General features: G+C 57.0%; 16 protein-coding genes and 2 tRNA genes. 12 read left to right on the top strand and 6 right to left on the bottom strand.

Annotated features, from left to right (window positions below; genetic code table 11):
• Positions 1–23: 23 nt before the first annotated feature.
• A complete protein-coding gene (locus DLM45_RS14735; protein ID WP_181337836.1) occupies positions 24–1,256 on the bottom strand; it encodes a PQQ-dependent sugar dehydrogenase in 1,233 nt (410 codons plus the stop codon).
• Between the two features lie 426 nt (positions 1,257–1,682).
• On the opposite strand from DLM45_RS14735, the gene DLM45_RS14740 reads away from it, so the two are divergent.
• The 5 genes from DLM45_RS14740 to DLM45_RS14760 all read left to right on the top strand — a co-directional run bounded on the left by DLM45_RS14740 (position 1,683) and on the right by DLM45_RS14760 (position 8,810).
• On the top strand, positions 1,683–1,928 hold the full coding sequence (locus tag DLM45_RS14740; RefSeq protein WP_181337837.1) for a PsiF family protein: 246 nt from the start codon (positions 1,683–1,685) through the stop codon (positions 1,926–1,928).
• A 332-nt stretch (positions 1,929–2,260) separates the two neighbouring features.
• The gene (locus tag DLM45_RS14745; protein WP_181337838.1) at positions 2,261–3,730 is read left to right on the top strand and encodes a glycosyltransferase family 4 protein; all 1,470 of its coding nucleotides are present in this window, start codon (positions 2,261–2,263) and stop codon (positions 3,728–3,730) included.
• Positions 3,731–4,490: 760 nt separating this feature from the next.
• Entirely contained in the window at positions 4,491–5,663 is a 1,173-nt protein-coding gene (locus DLM45_RS14750) for a hypothetical protein (RefSeq protein WP_181337839.1), read from the top strand.
• A gap of 714 nt (positions 5,664–6,377) precedes the next feature.
• The gene (locus tag DLM45_RS14755) at positions 6,378–7,715 is read left to right on the top strand and encodes a hypothetical protein (protein ID WP_181337840.1); all 1,338 of its coding nucleotides are present in this window, start codon (positions 6,378–6,380) and stop codon (positions 7,713–7,715) included.
• Between the two features lie 423 nt (positions 7,716–8,138).
• On the top strand, positions 8,139–8,810 hold the full coding sequence (locus tag DLM45_RS14760) for an exostosin domain-containing protein (RefSeq protein ID WP_181337841.1): 672 nt from the start codon (positions 8,139–8,141) through the stop codon (positions 8,808–8,810).
• Positions 8,811–8,883: 73 nt separating this feature from the next.
• On the opposite strand, the gene DLM45_RS14765 is transcribed toward DLM45_RS14760, so the two are convergent.
• Together DLM45_RS14765 and DLM45_RS14770 are read right to left on the bottom strand one after the other, a co-directional pair.
• On the bottom strand, positions 8,884–9,798 hold the full coding sequence (locus DLM45_RS14765; protein ID WP_181337842.1) for a glycosyltransferase: 915 nt from the start codon (positions 9,796–9,798) through the stop codon (positions 8,884–8,886).
• The gene (locus tag DLM45_RS14770; protein WP_343062323.1) at positions 9,798–10,943 is read right to left on the bottom strand and encodes a DUF2264 domain-containing protein; all 1,146 of its coding nucleotides are present in this window, start codon (positions 10,941–10,943) and stop codon (positions 9,798–9,800) included. The genes DLM45_RS14765 and DLM45_RS14770 overlap by 1 nt, the downstream gene beginning before the upstream one ends.
• Positions 10,944–11,069: 126 nt before the next feature.
• On the opposite strand from DLM45_RS14770, the gene DLM45_RS14775 reads away from it, so the two are divergent.
• From DLM45_RS14775 to DLM45_RS14790, 4 genes are all read left to right on the top strand, one after another.
• On the top strand, positions 11,070–11,906 hold the full coding sequence (locus tag DLM45_RS14775) for an ABC transporter permease (RefSeq protein WP_181337844.1): 837 nt from the start codon (positions 11,070–11,072) through the stop codon (positions 11,904–11,906).
• A gap of 5 nt (positions 11,907–11,911) precedes the next feature.
• Complete coding sequence (locus DLM45_RS14780) at positions 11,912–12,757, top strand: ATP-binding cassette domain-containing protein (RefSeq protein WP_181337845.1); 846 nt, start codon at positions 11,912–11,914, stop codon at positions 12,755–12,757.
• An 85-nt stretch (positions 12,758–12,842) separates the two neighbouring features.
• The gene (locus DLM45_RS14785; RefSeq protein ID WP_181337846.1) at positions 12,843–14,087 is read left to right on the top strand and encodes a glycosyltransferase family 4 protein; all 1,245 of its coding nucleotides are present in this window, start codon (positions 12,843–12,845) and stop codon (positions 14,085–14,087) included.
• Between the two features lie 41 nt (positions 14,088–14,128).
• Positions 14,129–14,497 carry a hypothetical protein gene (locus tag DLM45_RS14790; protein ID WP_181337847.1) on the top strand — a complete coding sequence of 123 codons (369 nt, stop codon included), beginning with the start codon at positions 14,129–14,131 and terminating at the stop codon, positions 14,495–14,497.
• A gap of 55 nt (positions 14,498–14,552) precedes the next feature.
• On the opposite strand, the gene DLM45_RS14795 is transcribed toward DLM45_RS14790, so the two are convergent.
• The 3 genes from DLM45_RS14795 to DLM45_RS14805 form a co-directional block, all read right to left on the bottom strand.
• Complete coding sequence (locus DLM45_RS14795) at positions 14,553–14,804, bottom strand: YdeI/OmpD-associated family protein (RefSeq protein ID WP_181337848.1); 252 nt, start codon at positions 14,802–14,804, stop codon at positions 14,553–14,555.
• A gap of 145 nt (positions 14,805–14,949) precedes the next feature.
• Positions 14,950–15,024: transfer RNA gene (locus DLM45_RS14800), tRNA-Asn, on the bottom strand.
• A 164-nt stretch (positions 15,025–15,188) separates the two neighbouring features.
• Positions 15,189–15,262: transfer RNA gene (locus tag DLM45_RS14805), tRNA-Cys, on the bottom strand.
• 225 nt (positions 15,263–15,487) lie between these two features.
• On the opposite strand from DLM45_RS14805, the gene DLM45_RS14810 reads away from it, so the two are divergent.
• The 3 genes from DLM45_RS14810 (at position 15,488) to DLM45_RS14820 (ending at position 19,601) form a co-directional block, all read left to right on the top strand.
• Positions 15,488–16,144, top strand: coding sequence for a protein-L-isoaspartate O-methyltransferase family protein (locus tag DLM45_RS14810; RefSeq protein WP_181337849.1), 657 nt, complete (start codon positions 15,488–15,490; stop codon positions 16,142–16,144).
• A gap of 366 nt (positions 16,145–16,510) precedes the next feature.
• On the top strand, positions 16,511–17,884 hold the full coding sequence (locus DLM45_RS14815; protein WP_246317430.1) for a TolC family outer membrane protein: 1,374 nt from the start codon (positions 16,511–16,513) through the stop codon (positions 17,882–17,884).
• 271 nt (positions 17,885–18,155) lie between these two features.
• Complete coding sequence (locus DLM45_RS14820) at positions 18,156–19,601, top strand: DUF2497 domain-containing protein (RefSeq protein WP_181337850.1); 1,446 nt, start codon at positions 18,156–18,158, stop codon at positions 19,599–19,601.
• Positions 19,602–19,716 lie beyond the last annotated feature (115 nt).

A 19,716-nucleotide genomic window follows, 5' to 3' on the forward strand; every position in this document is an offset into this window, starting at 1 on the left:
TATCTATGCAGACGGTGTGTCGTTCAGGGCGTGATCCGGGCTCGCGCCACTTCGTCTGTTATTGGTTCGAGGCGGTAAAGGGTGGCCTCGCTGCCGTCGCTGAGCAAATAGATGAATCCATTCTCCGAGACAGCCACGTCGCGGATGCGGCCGATCTTGTCGTGCAGATAGCGCTTCTCATTTACGACGATGCCGTCTTCAATCTCGAGCCGGATGAGCGACTGGCCGACGAGCGTGCCGATGAGGAGGTTTCCGCGCCAATCGTCGGGCATCACATCTCCCGAATAGGCAACCAAACTCGCGGTTGCCATTGACGGCACCCAATAGTGGACCGGATCGACCATGTCAGGCGCTGATGTTTGATTGGAAATGATCGTGCCGTCGTAATTGACGCCGAAGGTGGCGACAGGCCAGCCGTAGTTGGCGCCGGGCTTGATGATGTTCAGCTCGTCTCCGCCCTTCGGACCTTGCTCGATCGACCACATCCGCCCGTCGCCCGCATTGGTGATCAAGCCTTGCGGGTTGCGATGGCCATAGCTGTAGACTTCCGGACGGACATCTGAGCGGCCGACAAACGGATTGTCTTCGGGAATCCCGCCATCAACGGTGATTCGGATGATCTTGCCGGCGTCATCCATCAGGTTTTGCGCGCGATCTTGCTCCCAGCGATCACCGATCGTCAGATAAACGTGTCCGTCGGCACCCAATGCGAGGCGACCGCCGATCTGATCCGTTCCCTTTATCGGGGGTTCGCTTTCAAAAATAACCTGTTTGTCGACGAGATTCATCCCGTCGAGCCGGGCGCGAACGATGCGCATCGTCAGGTTTTCCGCAGGGCCCGCCATATAGGACATGAATATGCGCTGGTTGGTGCTGAAGTCCTTGTCGACGACAATATCGAGAAGGCCCGAATGTCCGCCCGCGGTGACTTGCGGTACGCCCGAGATGGCCTGCGGCAGGAGCTGATCGTTTTCGATAACGCGCAGGCGGCCGGGCCGCTCGGTTACGAGTATGCGTCCGTCGGGCAAGAAGGCGATCGACCACGGCGATTCGAGTGGGCCGGAAACTTTGCGCAGTTCGTAGGGGAATTCTTCGTCGGGAACGTATTGCAGCTCGGGATTGGATGCCGTCGGGCCAGCGCGCGGCTCACCGATCACGACTTCGGCGTGCGCAAATCCTGCTGATGCCAAGATGAGTCCGGAAAGGAATGCTGCTGCAATTCCACTTCCAACCCAGTTTCCTCGCCCCCCTACCATTCGAGCCAATATTCCCTCCAGCAGCTGATCATTACGGTTTAATGACACTAGGTGAAATCATGGCGCAAGCAAGCCGTGGATATGAACGTTCAGACAGCGGGATAATTTCGATTATCGGGGCGCGCTTATTCGCAAATGCGGAAAAATACAGCATTTGCGGTGCTTTTCGTGATTCGGAGAGATTTCTGTATATTCATTCATCTTCGGAAATTGGCCGTAAGCGGAGCAATTTATATGGGAAGAAGTACCCAATAGCGGTTGTTTCAAAACAGCTTGGAGCGCCGCGGACAGCCGGTCTGGCGCATACATTTCGGTAAACCTCGATATTCGACTTGATGAGGACTTATGGCGGGCGCAGACCACATAGGCCGGAAAGACTGTGTCTTTCTGGCGCGGTCTTTTGGCTTAGTTTTCGTGGAGGAAGGAATGAAGACTGGTCTTGCTGTGCTCGCGACGGTTCTACTGACGACATTGTCAGCCGCTGCGCATGCCTCGTGTGATGACACTGCGAAGGATAAGAAGCTCGCGGGAGCTGCTCTCAAAAGCTTCATGACGAAGTGCGAAAAGGATGCGGCGACGACGTGCGCGGCTGAGGCAAAAGCTAAAAATCTTCACGGAGCGGCGGAAAAGAGTTTCTCGACCAAATGCGTGAAGGATGCCACCGGCCACTAATTCGATACAGCATTCATCAGATGAGATTTTATTGAGCCATGAGGCCGACGCGGTGTGTAACGCGTCGGCCGGTTTATGTTCGGCACCGATATCACCGAATTGCTCGCAAGCGTTTATAGCGTCCACAGAACGGGAACATCGATTTCGTCTTGCGCTTCCACCTTGACGGATGCCGCTGCCCATGCCTCTTGGCCGAGATTAGCGGATCCTCCACTGTTTTCGTTCAGCGGTTGTCTGGGGCTGCGGCACAGATGAAACGGAACGCTCATTCTGTGTGAACTCAATTCGGTTGGCTCGTCTTTGTGTATCTCGTCGGCAGAACGTATTTGAACATGAAGAATTTGAACGTCCTCGTCGACTTGAAGCCTGCATTGGATGGGCACGCGGGAATTCCGCAAGAGTCACGTCTGTTGTTTCGCGCTCTGCAGGATCTTGGCGGTGACTTTCGAGTCGATGGCCTCATTCAACATCAGCATGAAACCCTCCAGATCTATCCAGACGCCGACGCTCCGCTTTCGTTGAGCGACCGGATCATCCGCACGTCGCGAACGATTGCGTCATTCGACAGTGAGCCCGTTCTTGGCCGGTTGCGGAGCTACCAAAGACGGCTCGCGCGATTGCAGCAGATGTATCGCTTGCGTTGGCAGGCGCGCCGGGAGCGGGATGTTCCTCTTGGAGCTTTCGACGCAGAGTTGTTTCAGGACTTTGTTTGGTCTCGCCTGTTTTCGAAGTCTTTGGACGTCCAGTCCAAGGATGTCGTGACGGCGGCGCGTTATAAGATTGTTGGTCCGTCGCGGGATATGTTTCACCATGTCGGGCTGGGTGGACTTAGCAGCTTTCATCCGCCGCAACATCTCATGCTCGATACGCGCGGCTACGATTATGTTTTAGCGCAAACGCCGTTTCCGGCGCGCGTCTTGCCCGGCACGCAGTTGATTGTACGCTATCACGACGCTGTTCCGATTTTCATGCCGCACACCATTGGCGCGAAGAAGATCCATCAGGCCATTCATTTGCAGGCATTGAAGCTGAACGTGGATAGGGGCGCCTTGTTTGCTTGCTGTTCGGAAGCCACGCGAGCAGATCTCTTGCGCATCTTCCCGGAATTGGAAACACGCTCAGCCGTGATCCACAACATCGTTTCAAACGCGTATCAGCGTCAGAATTCGACGCGGCAGCAGGCGAGCAATATCATTCAGGAGCGGCTGTCCGAGGCAATGCTCGACGCGGCTGCCGTCGTTGCGGGCCCCACGGGCCCCTTCATGTTGATGGTTTCGACGATCGAGCCGCGCAAAAACCATTCGTGTGTGCTTTCCGCTTGGGAGCGATTGCGGCAGGAGGGATTTCCAGATCTCAGTCTCGTTTTGGTGGGCGCTCGCGGGTGGGACGACGGGGACGTTTTCGAACTCATGCGTCGCGGAATGCGCCGGGGGCAGCTCTTTCATCTGACCAATGTTCCCGCTCGAGAACTCGGAGTACTCTATGAACATTCAAGTGTTACGCTTTGCCCGAGTGTCGGTGAAGGGTTCGACTATTCGGGAGTCGAGGCAATGCAGTGTGGCGGCCTCGTGGTGGCTTCAGATATTCCGGTGCATAGAGAAATCTACGGTGAGGGGGCCGGCTATTTCGATCCCTATTCAGCGGAGGATCTGACCAGCACACTGGCGCATCTTCTGAGCGATGAGGGCCGCGACCGTCGAGTTTCTGTGCAGCAAGCGGCGCAGCTCATCCCGGAACGTTACGAGGTTTCGACGATCCTGCCGCAATGGCGGGCGTTCTTAACCAGGAATGCAGCGAGATAGCATTTTTATTGGTTTTTCAGGTCTGGTCGCGCACAACCAATTGCTTGAATGTTTCGGGGAAAATTTCGATTTGCGGCACTGACGACCGCGTGCTTGTCTGCAGTCGAAAAATTCATAGCGGTATGGGGCAATGTCAATCGTACTCACATGCGGGCACGCACTTTCGGGCCCTGAAGTCGCTCATGCGCTCTTAAAAAGCGCCGGATTGGCCGACGCAAATCCATCGAAGCAGCAGACTCTTTCGCCGCAGGATTTAACGCGCAAGTTGCTTGACGCACATGGTGTCGTAGAGGGCGAAAAGAACACTTTTGCTCAAATTGCTCCGAGCCGTGTTTGGGAAGCGCTAACCGTCGATCTCATGGTGGCAAATCTCGATGCGCCGCATTGGGGATGGCCTGACGCGCATAGTCTTTATCTCCTGGACTATATGCGCGATTTCGATCCGCGCATTCGGTTTTGTCTGGTCTATTCTTCACCTGCGTATGTCGCTGCTAGCTACATTGCCTCCCAGACTACGAATGCAGACGGACTGAAGCACACGATTGAAAACTGGGTCGCGTATAACAGCGAGCTATTGCGTTTCTACTATCGCAATAGGGATCGTTCGCTGCTGGTGAACATCGAGCCGGTATTTGTTGATCCGCAAGATTTTCTCACAAAGGCGCGAGACGTTTTCGGATTCGATTTTTCTGAACCGCAGTTCGCAGACAATCTGGCGCAGCCGCAGAACGCCGTTGCGCGATTGACTGCTTCCGTTCTTTTGCGTGATGCGAAAGAAGCCGATGCACTGTTTCAGGAATTGGAAAGCGTTGCCCAGGTGCCGTCCTTCGCAACGATGGATGCGCGCACGTTGGCCTGCCGTGCTTGGTCGGAAAATCATGCTCAAGCTAAACGAATAGAAAGCTTGGGTTTCGGGAAAAATCTCGCAAGGACACAGCACGAAACACAGCAGCAGGAAAACGAACGCCTTTTGCAGAAGCTGGAAGATGGGCGGGAGGATGCAGCGGAATTATCAGCGCGCTTACAGCGCGTCGAACTCGCACATCAATCGCTGCAGACAGAACATTCGGAGTTGAAGACGAAGTTTCGACAGGCGCAGGATGCGCGCGAGGGTGAGCCTCGGATCAGTAGTGCCAGCGCATCTCAGGGAAAGGCCTCTCATGGTGAGGTGATCACTCTACAAGCGAAACTCGCCGAGGCGGATAAGAGAGCGGACCTGCTGTTGTTGCAACTTCAGCAGGTCCAAGATGAGCTTGAGCATTACTTCTTGAAATATCGGGAGCTGAGTGGGAAGGCGACTCCTTCTGAGGCCAGTGATGCTACGCCAACGCAACTCCCTCCAGCATCGGTCAAGACTATAGCCGATGTTGCGACGGCGCCTGCCGTTGGAAAGGCGGCAAATGCATCTCCTTCTAATACAAATAAAACGGTCAGCGCGACGGCCAAGACCACGAATCTCACGATCGATATGCGCCACTTCATCGACGGCGAAAACTGGTACTTTGCTGAGGATGATGGCCGCTGGTCGGGTCCGGGCACAAAGAGCGTTTTGCGCATGCCGCCGTTGTCGAAGGGGCGCTACAGTCTGGAGCTGGACATCGTGGATGCGATGTCGGCGGAAATTGTGCACGGATTGCGCGCGACTCTGGATGGCAAGCCGCTTTCATTACGCTTCAAAAACCTCGGACGCAAAAATGGAGCGGGATCTGGAGCCATGGCGTCCGTTAAGCAGCTTTACAAAGAGGTTTGGCGGCGGGAGCCCGTTTGGCCTGTTCGAGCGAGCGGTGAGCTCGAGATTGATACGCCGACGACGGAACGGCGATCGACGCTTGAACTTCAGTTTCCGAATGTCATCTCACCCGCAAGTCGTGGAGGCCTTGATGATCGAGCGCTGGCCATTCGTTTGAAGCAAGCGCGAATCTGCTCGATCTGAATTTGAGGCACTGTCCGGAAACGGGTGAAGAGCGCTTGGAATATTGAACCTCAAGAACGTCTGACCAATTCCGCGTCATGTCGTGCCGTTTGCCTAGAGCGAAGCGAAGATACCTCCTAAGTTTACACAGCAGGACGCATTATGGGTCATTCCGGAAGCCAGCAAACGTTGTCGCTGTCGTCGTGGCTCGACGTATTGAGCGTAACGCAGCCACCGCGCGGCGTTCTCGTCGTTGGCGCAGGATCGGGTGAAAGCCAATGGATCAAGTGGCTCGCCGTCAGGCCCGAGGCCAAGGTCTGGCTGGTTGAGGGTGATGAAGGCCAATTTCAGGCCTTGCGGCATCAGGTGCCACCCGCGCACAATTGGACGCTGCGACGGGATGTTGTGGCTGACACGTCTGACACCGTTACTTTCCATCAAGCCTCGAATCCGGCCGAAAGCGGATTGATTCCGCCGAACGATTTGCGGGCCCTTTGGCCCAATCTTCGGCCTATCCATGCTGAATCGTATGCTGCCGCAGTGACACTCGACGCGCTGTGGGATGAGGCGGAGCAAGGATTCAATTGGCTGCTGCTTGACTGTCTTCCCGCGGCGACCCTGTTAAAGGGAGGCAGCCGGCTCTTGGCGCAAGCCGATCTCGTCGTTGTGCGTGTGGCGGTGAGTGAGGACGTCGATATTGCACCGGAAGCGCGGCGCGCTGCGGCTGATGCACTGTTGCGTTCGGCTGGATTGAAATGCGTGCACCCATTTCCGCAACGCCATCCCGGGCTCGCGCACGTACTCTATATCCGCGACATCGCCGTGCGGGAGCAAGCGTTTGCGGCGGCGAAAGCCGACGCGGAGCTTGCGCAGAGCGAATTGTTGCGGCGAACAGAGTTAGAAATCGAGCAGATCCGTTCCGAGTATGAATCTGCTCTGGCCGAGAAAGATCGAGCTGCGAACGCCGGTGAGACAACTATCGTCAGCGTCGAAGCCAATCTAAGACGAGATCTCCACGCACTCGGAAGTACCCTGAGTGCGCACGATCGAGAGAGTCGCGCATTAGCCGGAGCTGCAGCGAAAGCTGATACGAATTCTGTCCTGCGAGAATTGCATCATGTGCGGAATGCGATCGAGCATCTCCGAGCTGATCATATCGTTGAGTTGGCCGAACGCGATCGGGAAAACCGTACTCACGCCGGGACGTCAGTTGCGACCGATGCGAATTCTGTTCTGCGCGAGCTACAACAACAGATGCGGCGCGAGATCGATAATCTGCGTGCCGATCAGATGTCCCATCTGGAGACCATTGAAGCGCGACTAAAAAAGGGACTTCGTGACGAACTGAGTAAGGCAGTCAAACAGATCGAAGCCTTCACTTTCATCCAGAATTATATGGCCATAGGGAAGGGACTTCCCAGTTTTCATGGTTGGCCAATAAGTCCGGATATTGGCCAGTTCCTGATCGAACGAATCGGCGAGCGCCGGTACGACATGATCATCGAATTTGGTAGTGGAACGTCGACGGCACTGCAGGCTCGAGCGTTAGAGATCAATCGGAATTTGCGCACAAATCAAAACCACGCGTCCAGTCGGACGTCTCAGGGTGCGCCTTCGCTGTGTTCGTTCGAACATAATCCGCGCTTTCTACGCAAAACGCAGAGACTGCTTAGATCCGTGGGTGTGGAAGAGCATGTGGAACTCTTGCACACGCCTCTCAAGGATTGGGAGGATGAGACCGGGAAATATTCTTATTACGATTGCAATGCAGCGTTGGCCGCTTTGGCCAAGCGTCTTTCTGCCGGCGGGAGCAAACGCATTCTAGTCTTGGTGGACGGACCTCCTGGTTCGACGTGCTTGAACGCGAGATATCCGGCCGTTCCGCTTATTTTCAAGCACTTGGAGAAGCACGAGATCGACTTGGTTTTGGATGATGCTGATCGTCCTGATGAGAAAGCTGCCATAGCGCTCTGGCGCGCGCATTGGAAAAAGCGTGGGATTAGTGTCCGCGAAGAAATGATCGCAAGCGAGAAGGGGTTGTATTTTGCGACGAACACGGACGATAGTGCGTGATACCTTTTTGGATTTTTATATCTAGCCTGTATCTGAGCGCAGGCACGTGTTCCTCAGCAAAAACAAAATGCCATGCCCCGTACACAACTCGCTCCAGAGGCGATCGGATGTGAGGATCTCGCAAACTGGCAGTATCCGGCGATAACGGAGAAGGCTGCGCTCGATGTGCATTTTGATCGATTGGTGCCTGGAGCGGTCGAGGCTTGTTCCGGTCCCCGCGGATATTTCGGTGCTCCGTGGGCGACTTTTATTGACGCGGGCGGGATTTCAGAATCTCAGCGTTTAGAGATAAAGCGCCGTCTATCGGAATACATTGGGCGCATCGCTTATGCGACGCGAGCAGAGCAAACGACCGTCGAAATCCATACTGTTTGCCAGCATATATATTGGCCTAGGCTTTTACAGTTCTGGCGCGAGATTGGCGTGACAGACCTGCACGTTTCGCATTTGGAGCCGGACGCGATCCTCTCTGACGTGCGCTTACATAGTTGGCATCTTGCTGCCGCAAACGTCGTCAATGCCGATCGCCGTGAAGGTTTGCTGCTGAATAAGCCGCCGGCGACCAAAAAGTATCTCGCGTCGTTCATCGGTGCGCACATGGATCATTATCGCTCGGATGTCCGACTGCGAGTTCGCGATGAGGTTCTTCGCGATGGGTTTTCCGACGTGGTCTGTGAGCTAACTGGTGATTGGCATTTCAATCGCGTTGTTTATCAGCAGCAGATCGATGGGATACCGCTCAGCGTTCGTGGGGCGGCTGCTGAGCGCGTAGCAACCAAGCATTACAATGAGGTTCTGTCGGAAAGTGTATTCGCGCTCTGTCCCGAAGGCGCTGGGCCCAACACGATCCGGCTCTGGGAAGCGCTCGCGATTGGCGCCATTCCTGTCGTTATTGTCGAAGACTGGGTGTGGCCAACGATACCCGGCGAAAATTTGAAATGGGACGACGCCGTTATTCATGTCCGGCGCAACGAGCTAGATGGACTGTTCGATGATTTGCGTGGGTTGCGGCGGTTCGAGGCTAAACGCGTTGAGTCGATGCAGCGGGCCGGGATGGAAGTTTACAGGAGATTTCAGAACAAGCGGTGTTTCTAGCGGGCGTTATCTTTGACCGGTTCGCGCTCACGATACGCTAGCGGTATGAACGATCAATCGCATTATGAGAATTTCAGCGGTTGCCGTCATTCGGAAGTATGTACCGCAGCTGTTCCTGTAGCGCGCGGAGATCGTTTGGCTCGAAGCAGTCTTTCACTTCGTCGAGCGCCGTTCGCAGTTGTTCTTCGATGTGGCCATCTCCTTCAGGGGGAGCTTGGTGCAGTAGTTCCTCGATGTACGTCACGAACCAGTGGGTCGGCGCCGTTCCCATATGCCGGGCGACGACGCGAACTCCTTCAAGTGCGACAGTCCTTCGAGCGGTCTTGGTGATGCAGGCGTCGTGCAGGCGCGACTGGGCCTGCACCGCATCGATGAATCCGATGCGGTCCTGAAACGCTCGAAACGCGCGCAGCCAATAATCGAAATCAAATGACGCCTTGAGATTGTTGTCCAACGCGCCGAGCAGCAGATACATTGATCGCTGGAAGAAAACCGTCGGTTGGCAAATGAAGCAGCCGTTAGAGAACCGCTCGATTGGGCCGTCAGGTCTTAGCGTCGGATATGGAGCGAGGACCGTTCCCTCTTCATCAACATGCTCGCCATGGCCGTATGTCATGATCCAGTCGGGCTGTGCAGCGAAGGCGTTGACTGCGCTTTGGATTGCACCAGGTGTGTAAAGGTCATCTGAGTTCAACCAGCCGACGATCGTTCCCTGAACACCGCGCAGAGCGCGATTGAGCGCTTCGGCGGGGCCGGTATCGCGTTGTGACGACCAGCGTAATCGGGGGTCTGCAGTGCTCATGTCTGTGAGCAGCCCATGCGTGTTATCGCTTGAGCCTCCGTCTGCGACGACCAATTCTAATTCGGAGTAGTCTTGCGTTAGGACGGATTCGATCGACTGCTTTATAAAGCGACCCTGATTCAGGGTTGGCATCACGATAGATACGAGCGGCCGGGAAGGAACCCTGCCGAGTTTTTTCTGGCTCATCAGTCGCGCGCCTTGTCTGCGCCGACGTCTGTTCGTCCGCCCCAGAGCGCTTTTTGTGTCCAGTCACGGTCGACGTCCGACCAGAATGGTGCCGACGGCGACAGTCCCAACGGCAGAAATGCGGTGCTACAGAGATAGAGGCTGCCGGTAGAGATGTAGCTTTCCGCCATGTTCGGTTGAGATCCATTCAGTCCGATCCGCAGCCAGCCATCAGGTGTGTAATTGTCTTCGTCTGACAACGTTCGCTCGATCACGGCCATCAGTGCGCATCGGACTTGTCCGCGTTGAAGGTGCGGCGCGAGGTTGTCTTGAAGCGCGGCTTGAGCAAGAGCGTGAAACGCGCCGCAGCGATACGTTATCGATCGTCCGATGGGGGGAAATGAGCCGTCCGGTCCGATCAGTCGTTCGAGGATCGACGCGTGGCGTGCGGCGCGCAGTTTCACCGTTCGTTTCTGCTCTTGCCATGCGAGGTTGGCATCGGCGACGGCTTCCAGGATATCAACCAGAAACGGAATGATTACGTAGCTGTTGTAGTAGTCGTAGCGAAACATTGGACCGTCGGAATAGCATCCGTCACCCGCGTACCAGTGCTCCAGTTGCGTCAGGGCGAAGTCGACGCGCATCTGATCCCAGCTTTCACCGACCGTTTTGAACGCCGCTTCGATCATTGCGCTGAACAACAGCCAGTTGTTGTGTCCGGGGCGTATGTCTCGAGTTTTCCGCAGGGCATTCAAAAGGTCTTCTTGCGCGCGGCGCGAGAGACCTGACCAAAGTGCTGTCGGCGCGCGAACGATCGCTTGTGCCAGGAATGCCGCATCGACCAGGGGTTGTCGCCCGTTCCGAAAATTCACAAAATTCGACGACTCGGAATCTGCGATGGTCGATATCAGGTGCCGGCAGTCTTCGAGAACCGTCATTTCAGCGTGGCTCGATGGCGCTCGCGCAATCCGTTCGAGCATCGGCGACATGCCGCAGAGCAGGCGTCCCACGGCTTCGAGATGAGCATATTCGCGTCTCTGCCCAGCTTCGATTGGCATGTCCGAAATCAGGTTGCCTGAACGGGCGAGAGCCAATAGAGGTCGTGCCAAGTGCAAGAGAGCGTCCTGCATTGAATTGTGGGCTGTTGTAGCGCCGGAAGTATTCATGCTTTCAACGCTGGTTGCCCCGGCTTAGGTTGTTCGCACTATGCAGTTATATGGATTGATAGCTATTCCGGTCTATAGACCGCGCTCGCGTCGTCGCATACGTCCAAGCGCAAAAAGGTGTGCTTGATGCAATCCATACATGAGCCGAGCGTCAACGCATCCCCAGACACGCGCAACCGACCTGAACTCGGGTTTTTCCAGAAGCGTAAGCGGCCGATCTCGTCAGTATTTTTCTACGCTGCGATTCAATTTCTCATCGGTTATCGCAGGACGGCCATCGGTCCACTGTGGATGTTGGTTGGACCCGCGTTGTTCATCGCGGTCCTCGGACGCCTTTACGCGCACATCAATCAGGCTCAGGCCCACCTCTTTATTCCGTTTCTCACCGTCGGATTGGTCTGCTGGTCTTTGATCCAGGTTCTGATCATGAATTCGTCGACCGTGTTTCAGCGCAACCGTGCGCAGATTCTGGAAGGCGTGCTTTCGCTCGATGATATTGTGGTGATCGATGTTCTGAAGGCCGTCTTGGCTTTCATGCATCAGGTTCTGATCATCGTGGTGGTTTTCATCCTCTACGATGTTCACTTGCATAGCGGCGCGTTGTTGAGCCTTGTCGGGCTCGCGATCGTCATCGCAAATGGCATCTGGATCGCGCATATTTTCGGCATTCTCGGTGCGCGCTATCGGGACGTCTCAGAAGTTTTCAACGCGGTGTTGCGCATCGCGTTTCTGGCCACGCCGATCATGTGGATGCCGACTGATGGTATGCAGGGCGGCGCTTTGGGGGCGTTCCTGATATTCAATCCGTTCTATCATATTCTTGAAGTTCTTCGGGCGCCTCTACTTGGGCAGCCGATCAGTGCTCTGACATGGGGGCTGGTTCTGTCGATGACGGCTGTCACATTTTTGACGGCCAAGTGGCTGAGGTCGCGGTACGGGAGATTTGTTCCGCTTTGGGTATAGAGGCTGTGACGGGGACGAAATCACCATCAGAGGATGATTGGCTGGCGGAGGATTTCTCACCGGCGCGAGATCTCCGTGTGGGCACTGGTGCTTCGGCGGCGGCTGAAGACGTGTTGGTTTCGGCCCGCGGCCTTGGTCTGCAGGTGCCGACCATCACGCCCAACGATCAGAACCTGCTGACGCATCCCTGGCGGCTTGTGACGGATCTCTATCGCTTCAACACGAAGAGATCGATTTCGCCGCTGCTCGACGACATTACTTTCACCTTGCAGCGCGGGGATCGCCTTGGGTTGATCGGGCCTAACGGCGCGGGAAAATCTACGCTGCTGCGTGTGCTTGCCGGGATCTACACGCCAACGTCCGGCGCGCTGAAGGTGAACGGCAATGCCATGGGGCTGTTCGACATCTCGCTCGGCATGCATGCGGAAGCGACGGGCCTCGAGAACATCTATCTGCGCGGATTGCAGATGGGTCTCAGGCTGCACGAAATCCGAGCGCTTATCCCGGAAGTTCTAGCGTTTTCCGAATTGGAAGACGCGATCGGCCGGCCTATCAACACGTATTCAACCGGTATGCGGTTGCGGCTGGCTGTCTCCATTTCGACGATGATCAAGCCAGACATTCTATTGCTTGATGAGTGGATCGGCGTCGGTGATGCGCGCTTCCGCGTGAAGGTGAAGGAGCGCATGATGAGTTTGGTCGAGGGGAGCCGCGGGCTGGTTCTGGCCACCCATAATGTGGCGCTCATGAAATCGCTCTGCACGCACGGACTGGTTCTGGAGCGTGGGCGGACGGCCTTTATGGGCGAGATCAATGAGGCCCTCGAATTTTACAATGAGCGCAATTCTTAGATTATAAAAAAGTAGGCCGCGTTGCTGTTTGTGCGATGGGGTCTCAACCCATCAACGCGCCTTGCATTTTCAGGACGTGCACACCTTGAATGCGTTCTTTCGCCCTGTGCGCCAGCTGGTCTTTCGCCTCCGCCGCATGGTTCTTGCGGTGGTTCCGTTTCTCTTTTTTCGGCTTGGTCTCTTTCGCGTTTGGCAGAAGGTGCCGCAACGGATCAGGCGGCGGATCGTCGATATCGTAACGCGGGGTGCGGACGAGCGGGGTTCTCGTCCAGCGACAGCGGTTGGTCCATTTTTCGTTTGCGGATTGGCGTCCAGTTCCACGAGTTTCGGCTGGGCACTGCGCGGCACGCTCGCCACTTTAATTGCGCAGCAGGAGACGGCGCGGGCCGTCGATATTTCTTCCTATTTCTGGGCGGATTACGCATCGAACCGTTTGCCTCAACCCGAACTTGATACGGCAAAGGGACCGGGCACACTTGTCGTGCACGTCAACCCGGATCAGCTGGGTTACGTTCTATCGATCCTTCCGTCTGAGCTCGTGGCCTCGAAGTATATCGTCCAGTCACTTGTGTGGGAGTTCGAGCATCTGCCGCAAGCGTGGCTGGGGCCTATGGCTTTCGCAGACGAATTCTGGGTGCCGTCGCATTTTGTGCGTCAGGCCGTAGAAAGGGCCGGTCTCGAAAAGCCGATACGCGTCGTTCCTCATCTTCTGGATGTGCCGCAGGATCTCGATACCTCGCGAACCCGATTTGGTATTCCCGAGGATGTCTTCGCGGTTCTTTGCGTTTTCAATATTCGATCCGGGTTGAGCCGTAAGAACGTCGCGGGCGTGGTGGCGGCCTTCAAGGCGGCGTTCGACGATCGTCCGCAGGCCCGACTGATCCTCAAATGCCATGATGGTCATCTCGATCCGGCGGCTTTTGCTGTCGTGCAGTCGTACTGCGGAAAAAATATTGCGATGATTGCGGACGATCTGAGCGAGCGAGACACGTGGTCTCTGATAGGCGCCTGCGACTGTCTGCTGTCTCTGCACAGGTCGGAGGGGTTTGGCCTGGTTCTCAAGCAAGCGCTCCTGTTAGAGAAGCCTGTCGTCGCGACGGGGTGGTCAGGCAACTTGGACTTCATGACAAACGAGTCGGGTCAGCCTGAGCCGAACTGTTACCTCGTGTCGTATGATCTCGTTCCTGTTGGTTCGAATTCTGGAATTCACGGCGTTACTGAGCGCGATGTATGGGCGGAGGCGCGGATCAAAAGTGCCAAGGCACATCTTCTCGAGGTCTATAAGGAATGGGAGAGTTCCGCTGGCCTCATGTGCCGTGCGGACGGGTAACGTGCGCTTCGACCGACGTTTCATGACTTGATGAGTGATCCATGCCGGACAGCAGAATTGCCGAACATCTCCGCCTGTTGGTTGTGGCGCTCGCGATAGCTGCAACCGGGACCGCCGCTTATGCGGACGTCTGGATGGTGAAACCCTCGGGCGGCTTCGGATGCCGGGACCGCGACGCGCTGATGCAACTCAATGATCATGTGGCTGCGCAATTGCGCGACGGTGTCCCACCGGCCGGTTGCGTCTTGCTCTATTCCGGAGAACGCCTGCTGGATGAGCCTGAGGCGGGCATCGGGTTTGCTGATGCTTTGAGGGTGACGCGCGCCGACGGATCGACGCTCTATGTGCAAAGTTCTGCGGTTGTTGCCGATCCAGGCATCGGCAGCGTTATCGACGATCGCTCGGAATAGCTCGGGGCGTCATTAACGGGCAGCGAGCGGACTTTTGGTCCTAGGGGACTTCAACCTACCGGTGAGGGCATCCGGGCCAGCAACACGGCCGCCGCTTGCCGCTGGTGAGGTTCTCGCGCGCTCTTTCGATCCGTTTGGTCCGCGTTTCCTGTTTTACGGCGGATTCGATCCAGCAGATCCATTCATTGCGGGCAATTGGCGTGATGTCTTCCCAAGCCGACAGCATTGCTGCGTCGGATGAGAGGACGGCCCGAAGATCCTTTGGCAACTGGTGCACGATGCCGGAGGAAATCGATTTGGCGGGCACGGTCAGCGAACTCCGTTACGTCGGACCTGACCATAGCCACTAACGACGAAACGCGGACGGAAGATGGCCTAGCGCGTGCTCAAGCGGCATGCGCCTAGCGTCGGCGGCCGGTTCTCAAGGACTTCGTGTGTCTGGAAGAGATATTTGGCTCCGCGGGTAGGATTCGAACCTACGACCATCCGATTAACAGTCGGACGCTCTACCACTGAGCTACCGCGGAATACCGTGCCAACAAGGCGGGAAGGGCTCCGCATAGCAGAACGATTTGCCTCTGGCGAGGCCTTTTGCTGTTTTTGTTTCGCCTGCGGCGCGAGAACGCGCGCTAGGGCGTTTTTCTGCTGCACTTTACGTGCGTGGTTCTTGAAATGTTGTGCGAAATCAGGATGGAGGCCACGCCCGGAATTGAACCGGGGTACGCGGATTTGCAGTCCGCTGCGTCACCACTCCGCCACGTGGCCTCAATGCGTCGCTTATTACATCGGTCCCGGCGGTGAGCCGGTCCTCGGCTGCGGAACAATGCGCGCGTTCGGCGTCTATCATGGAGCATCAACTCCTTACAAGTCGTAATGACTATTCCGGCGTGCGACGGCTTTCCTGTCGCGCCTTCTGAACGGCTCGCGTATAGAGTCGTGGTTGGCGGACAGTACAGGCTGAACGCCTCGGCTCAGCATAGAAGGCGCGCAATGGGCGAGACGGCACTCCAACGCAAAAATATGGTCGAAGGACAGGTCCGTCCGTCAGACGTTACGGATCGGCGGATTACGGCTGCCATGTCGACCGTACCGCGGGAGTGCTTTGTGCCGCCGGAGTGGCAGAAGTTCGCGTATAGCGACGAAACGCTGATGATTGCACCGGGCCGCTTTCTCCTGGCGCCGGCTGCTTTAGCTAAGCTGATTCAGACCGCTGAAATCGATAAGGGCGAGCGCGTTCTGGTCATTGGCGGCTGCGCTGGGTATGCGGCGGCGCTGATCTCGCAGTTCACGCCGAATGTCATTGCGCTTCTGCCGGATGAAGCTGCTTTGCGCGAGACAAACGAGGCCCTTGCAACCGCTGGGATCGGCAACGTCACCGTCGTTGTGGGGCCTTTGGCGTCGGGCGATACCGCTCATGCGCCTTACGATGCGATCGTTATCGAAGGCGGCTTCGAAGACGTGCCCGAGGCGCTGTCGGCGCAACTCGCACCGTCAGGCCGTCTGGTCGGCATCGAAGTCGGACACGGTGTGGGGCGGGCGTTCGTTCTGCAAAAAACCGATCGGGCGTTCGCGCGCCGCGACGTGTTTCAGGCGGCTGCGCCTCTGCTTCCCGGCTTCGAAGCGTTGAAACCAGAGTTCGTTTTCTAAATCTCACACATCACTGCAGTTCGCCTGCAGGTTTTTCGTACATCCGTGCCTCTGTTTTAGGCCGATTACCGTGTGCTTCCGGCCACGCTCGTTAACGAAACGTTACGGCGGGCGCGTGGAACGGCATTGTATTGCAATGATATCCGCTACGCTCTGTGGGGGATTCGAATCTGCGGGATATCACGCGTTTCGAATCGGTTAAGACGGACTCTACGTTTGGGGGTTCGCTCGGTTGGTGTCTGGTACGAGCGGCAAAACGGGTGCACACCATTGCCTACTGATACGATTTTCAAAGCGCCGCGTCGTTATTCAATCACGTGGCACGGGGTGTCGGCGGCGATTTTGCTTGCAGCCGGTGCAGCTATATTGCCTCAAACCGCACGTGCCGAAACGCTGATCGATGCGTTGGCGGCCGCTTATCAATACAGCCCGACACTTGACGCCGAACGCTCCCGTCAGCGCGCACGCGATGAAGATATTGCACGTGCAAATTCGGGTTATCGCCCCGATATCAGTGCCTCGGCTTCCGTGGGCCGCCAGCAGAACTGGACGCGTTCGCGCGCGGGCAACACCAACAGCATCGGGTCGCCGCGCGGGTATTCCGTTGACTTGGTGCAGCCTGTCTTCACCGGATTTCAGGTTACCAACGCAGTCAACTCTGCCGAGGCGACAGACCGTGCCGGCCGCGAAACACTTCGGCAGACAGAGCAACAGGTGTTGCTCGACGCAGTGACCGCTTATGGCGATGTCGTGCGCGATCAAGCCGTTGTGCGGCTCAATGAAAACAACCTGAAGTTCCTCGACGCCGAGTTGAAGGCGACGCAGGATCGTTTCAACGTTGGTGAAGTCACGAAGACGGACGTTGCGCAGGCGCAGGCGCGCCGTGCACTCGGTCAATCGAACCTCGATCTTTCAAGGGCGAACTTGAAGTCGAGCCGGGCGATCTATGAGCAGGTCATCGGGCATCCGCCCTCTCGGCTTGTGGAGCCAAATCCGAATACGCGGCTCGTCCCGCCCAACATCAACGACGCGATTGCGATCGGGACGAAGGAAAATCCGCTGGTCGTGCAGGCGCTCTATTCGGAGCAAGCCGCGCGCTTCCAGGTTGACCAGATCCGCGGCGAGCTGCTTCCGCAGGCGCAGGTTGAGGCGAATTACACGGATTCATACGATACGCAGGAGCTCATCAATCAGAATTCCTCTGCGTCGATCGTTGGTCGCGTGAATGTGCCGATCTATGCGGGTGGCGGCGAAGTCTTCGCTCGCGTTCGTCAGGCGAAACACAACCATATTTCGCTGTTGCAGCAGATCGAGGTTGCGCGCTCTGAAACGCAATCGCAGGTCGTGCAGGCATGGTCTCAGCTGCAGGGCTTTAAGGCCCAGGCGGAATCGGATCGCGCATCGATCACGGCGAACACGACAGCTCTCGAGGGCGTGAAGGAAGAAGAGCGCGTCGGTCAGCGCACGCTGCTCGATGTTTTGAACGCGCAGCAGGAATTGCTGAACTCTCAGGTGAACCTGGAAACGACCAAGCGCAATATCCTCGTCGCGTCCTATACGGTTGTGTCGGCCGTTGGTCGTCTGAGTGTGGCTGAGGTTGGCGCGGTTTCTACGGTGTACAATCCGGAAGTCCACTATCAGGACGTTCGCAATAAGTGGTTCGGCATCGATATCACCCACGCGGACGGTCGCCGCGAGCACGTGGACACCCAGGACAACGGGTGGGCGCCCATCAAGTAGGGCGCCTTATCAATCTAGTTTTTTTGCTTATTTTTCTGCGATTTGACTCATTTTGAGACGTCATATTTCGCGGCTAGGCTTTTATTGCCTTGAGAGCGCCGCGCTCGGGGGATAACCGAGACTGGAAATATTGCCGGTCTTTGCGCAAACTGCCACGATATCACGGTCGGCAGCGGGGGTTGTCGGCTGTACTCGGCGACGCGCGGCGCCAGCCGAGTCATGAGGATGCGCTATTCGTTTCTGAGCGTTCGTTGCCGCGAGAAGGTAGAGTATGTCGAGATTTGAGCCTAACGCCGAACCGAGCATGGAAGAGATCCTTGCTTCGATCCGCCGGATTATCGCGGAGGACGGGGCGGGTTCAAGATCAACGCTACCACCACCGGCGCCGACGCAGGCTCGCGCTGACTCCCGGCAGACGGCAACACCGGCGCAGTCCCGTGGCTTCATGAATCGCGAGGATCGTGAACCCTTCATCCGTCCGGCCGCTGTGCCCGCACCCGAAGCGAAGGAGCGCTACTTCACGCCGGTTACGCCGCCATCAGAAGTCGAAGCGGAGCGAAGCAAGGATGCTGAGCGGCCGCGCGAACCCGCTGCGCCGACAGTCATCGCAAAGATGGAAGACAAGGCGGAGCCGGTTCAGCGCGCCGAGGTAGCCGAGACTGCGAAGTTGCAGCCCGAAGCGCCAAAGCCGACAGCGAATGAAGCTGACGTCGCAAAAGCTGAAACGATTGCTTCGGCTCCGGAATCCAAGTCCGCGGAAGAGGAGAGCACCCGGCGGCTTATCGCGCAATCGTCTGCGCCAGCCGAGCAAAAGGCTCTTGCTCCGCCGGATCGCAGCCGCATTGCTGCCAGCATCGATGCTCAGCTTGCTGAGCTTCTCGGAGATGACCTCATAGCCGTGCACGCTTCGCAGGAGCGCAAACCCACAGTAGGTGCGCAGCCGATCGAAGTTCACAGTGAACCCGCCGCTCCGCGCCACACGGAAAAGCCGGCACGCGCGGAAGATGAGCCCTCTCCAACCTCGGAGCGTGCTGCACAGCTGAGGCGCGCCGAAAATATTCAAGATACGGCGGCTGACCCATTTGCGTTTGATCTCGGGCCTTCGCCGTTTGCACGGTCGACGCTAGCCGCTCCGGCACAACCGCAGATGAACGGCAGTTCTGCGCCGCGTCCGCAAGAAACTCGGGCGCGAGAGCAGACGGACGAGCCGCATAAGTACGTTGATCGCAATCCCTACAAGCTCAACGGCTCGCATTCGCCAGCCGCTGCGGCGCCGCGCTCTTCGGGGTTTATGAACTCTGACGCGCCTCAGCCGGTGCCACCATCGCAGCGTCAGCTTGCTCCGTTTGCAGTGCCGAGCGTATCGGCGACGCTAGGTCCACAGCGGCGTCTCGAACCGTTGTCGAACGCATTCCAGACGAAAGCGCCGCGCGAGGACGCGCCTCCGCGCGGAACCGAGGTTTCGAGAGCGACTTACGGTCCGACGCGCGAAGAGGATCGGAATGCGGACAGCGAGCCGCGCCGCGATTCAATGCTCGCGACCTCGTCTAAAGCAGAGCCTCCGGCCGAGCGCACGATGGAAGACGCGATGGCGGATCTGCTGCGGCCACTTCTGAAAACTTGGCTTGCGGAGAACATGCCCAAGATCGTCGAGCGTGCATTAAGGCGCGAGATGAGTGAGCGCTTGTTGCCAGGGCGTGACAACTCAGACAACTAATCACCTGACTCATAAATGGTTTGAGTAAAAGCGGAGCTTGTCTCCGCTTTTTGTGTATCTGCATATTTTTTTTATTGCGCGTTGCTTTTGCCACACGGCCGCCTCGACCTCGGCC

This window comes from Hyphomicrobium methylovorum (assembly GCF_013626205.1).
Taxonomy (GTDB): domain Bacteria; phylum Pseudomonadota; class Alphaproteobacteria; order Rhizobiales; family Hyphomicrobiaceae; genus Hyphomicrobium_B; species Hyphomicrobium_B methylovorum.

What these genes read in the sequence shown, in the direction of transcription:
- DLM45_RS14735 (WP_181337836.1), bottom strand. Translation starts at nt 1,256, where the DNA reads ATGGTAGGGGGGCGAGGAAACTGGGTTGGAAGTGGAATTGCAGCAGCA.
- DLM45_RS14740 (WP_181337837.1), top strand. Translation starts at nt 1,683, where the DNA reads ATGAAGACTGGTCTTGCTGTGCTCGCGACGGTTCTACTGACGACATTG.
- DLM45_RS14745 (WP_181337838.1), top strand. Translation starts at nt 2,261, where the DNA reads ATGAAGAATTTGAACGTCCTCGTCGACTTGAAGCCTGCATTGGATGGG.
- DLM45_RS14765 (WP_181337842.1), bottom strand. Translation starts at nt 9,798, where the DNA reads ATGAGCCAGAAAAAACTCGGCAGGGTTCCTTCCCGGCCGCTCGTATCT.
- DLM45_RS14770 (WP_343062323.1), bottom strand. Translation starts at nt 10,943, where the DNA reads ATGAATACTTCCGGCGCTACAACAGCCCACAATTCAATGCAGGACGCT.
- DLM45_RS14775 (WP_181337844.1), top strand. Translation starts at nt 11,070, where the DNA reads ATGCAATCCATACATGAGCCGAGCGTCAACGCATCCCCAGACACGCGC.
- DLM45_RS14790 (WP_181337847.1), top strand. Translation starts at nt 14,129, where the DNA reads ATGCCGGACAGCAGAATTGCCGAACATCTCCGCCTGTTGGTTGTGGCG.
- DLM45_RS14810 (WP_181337849.1), top strand. Translation starts at nt 15,488, where the DNA reads ATGGGCGAGACGGCACTCCAACGCAAAAATATGGTCGAAGGACAGGTC.
- DLM45_RS14820 (WP_181337850.1), top strand. Translation starts at nt 18,156, where the DNA reads ATGTCGAGATTTGAGCCTAACGCCGAACCGAGCATGGAAGAGATCCTT.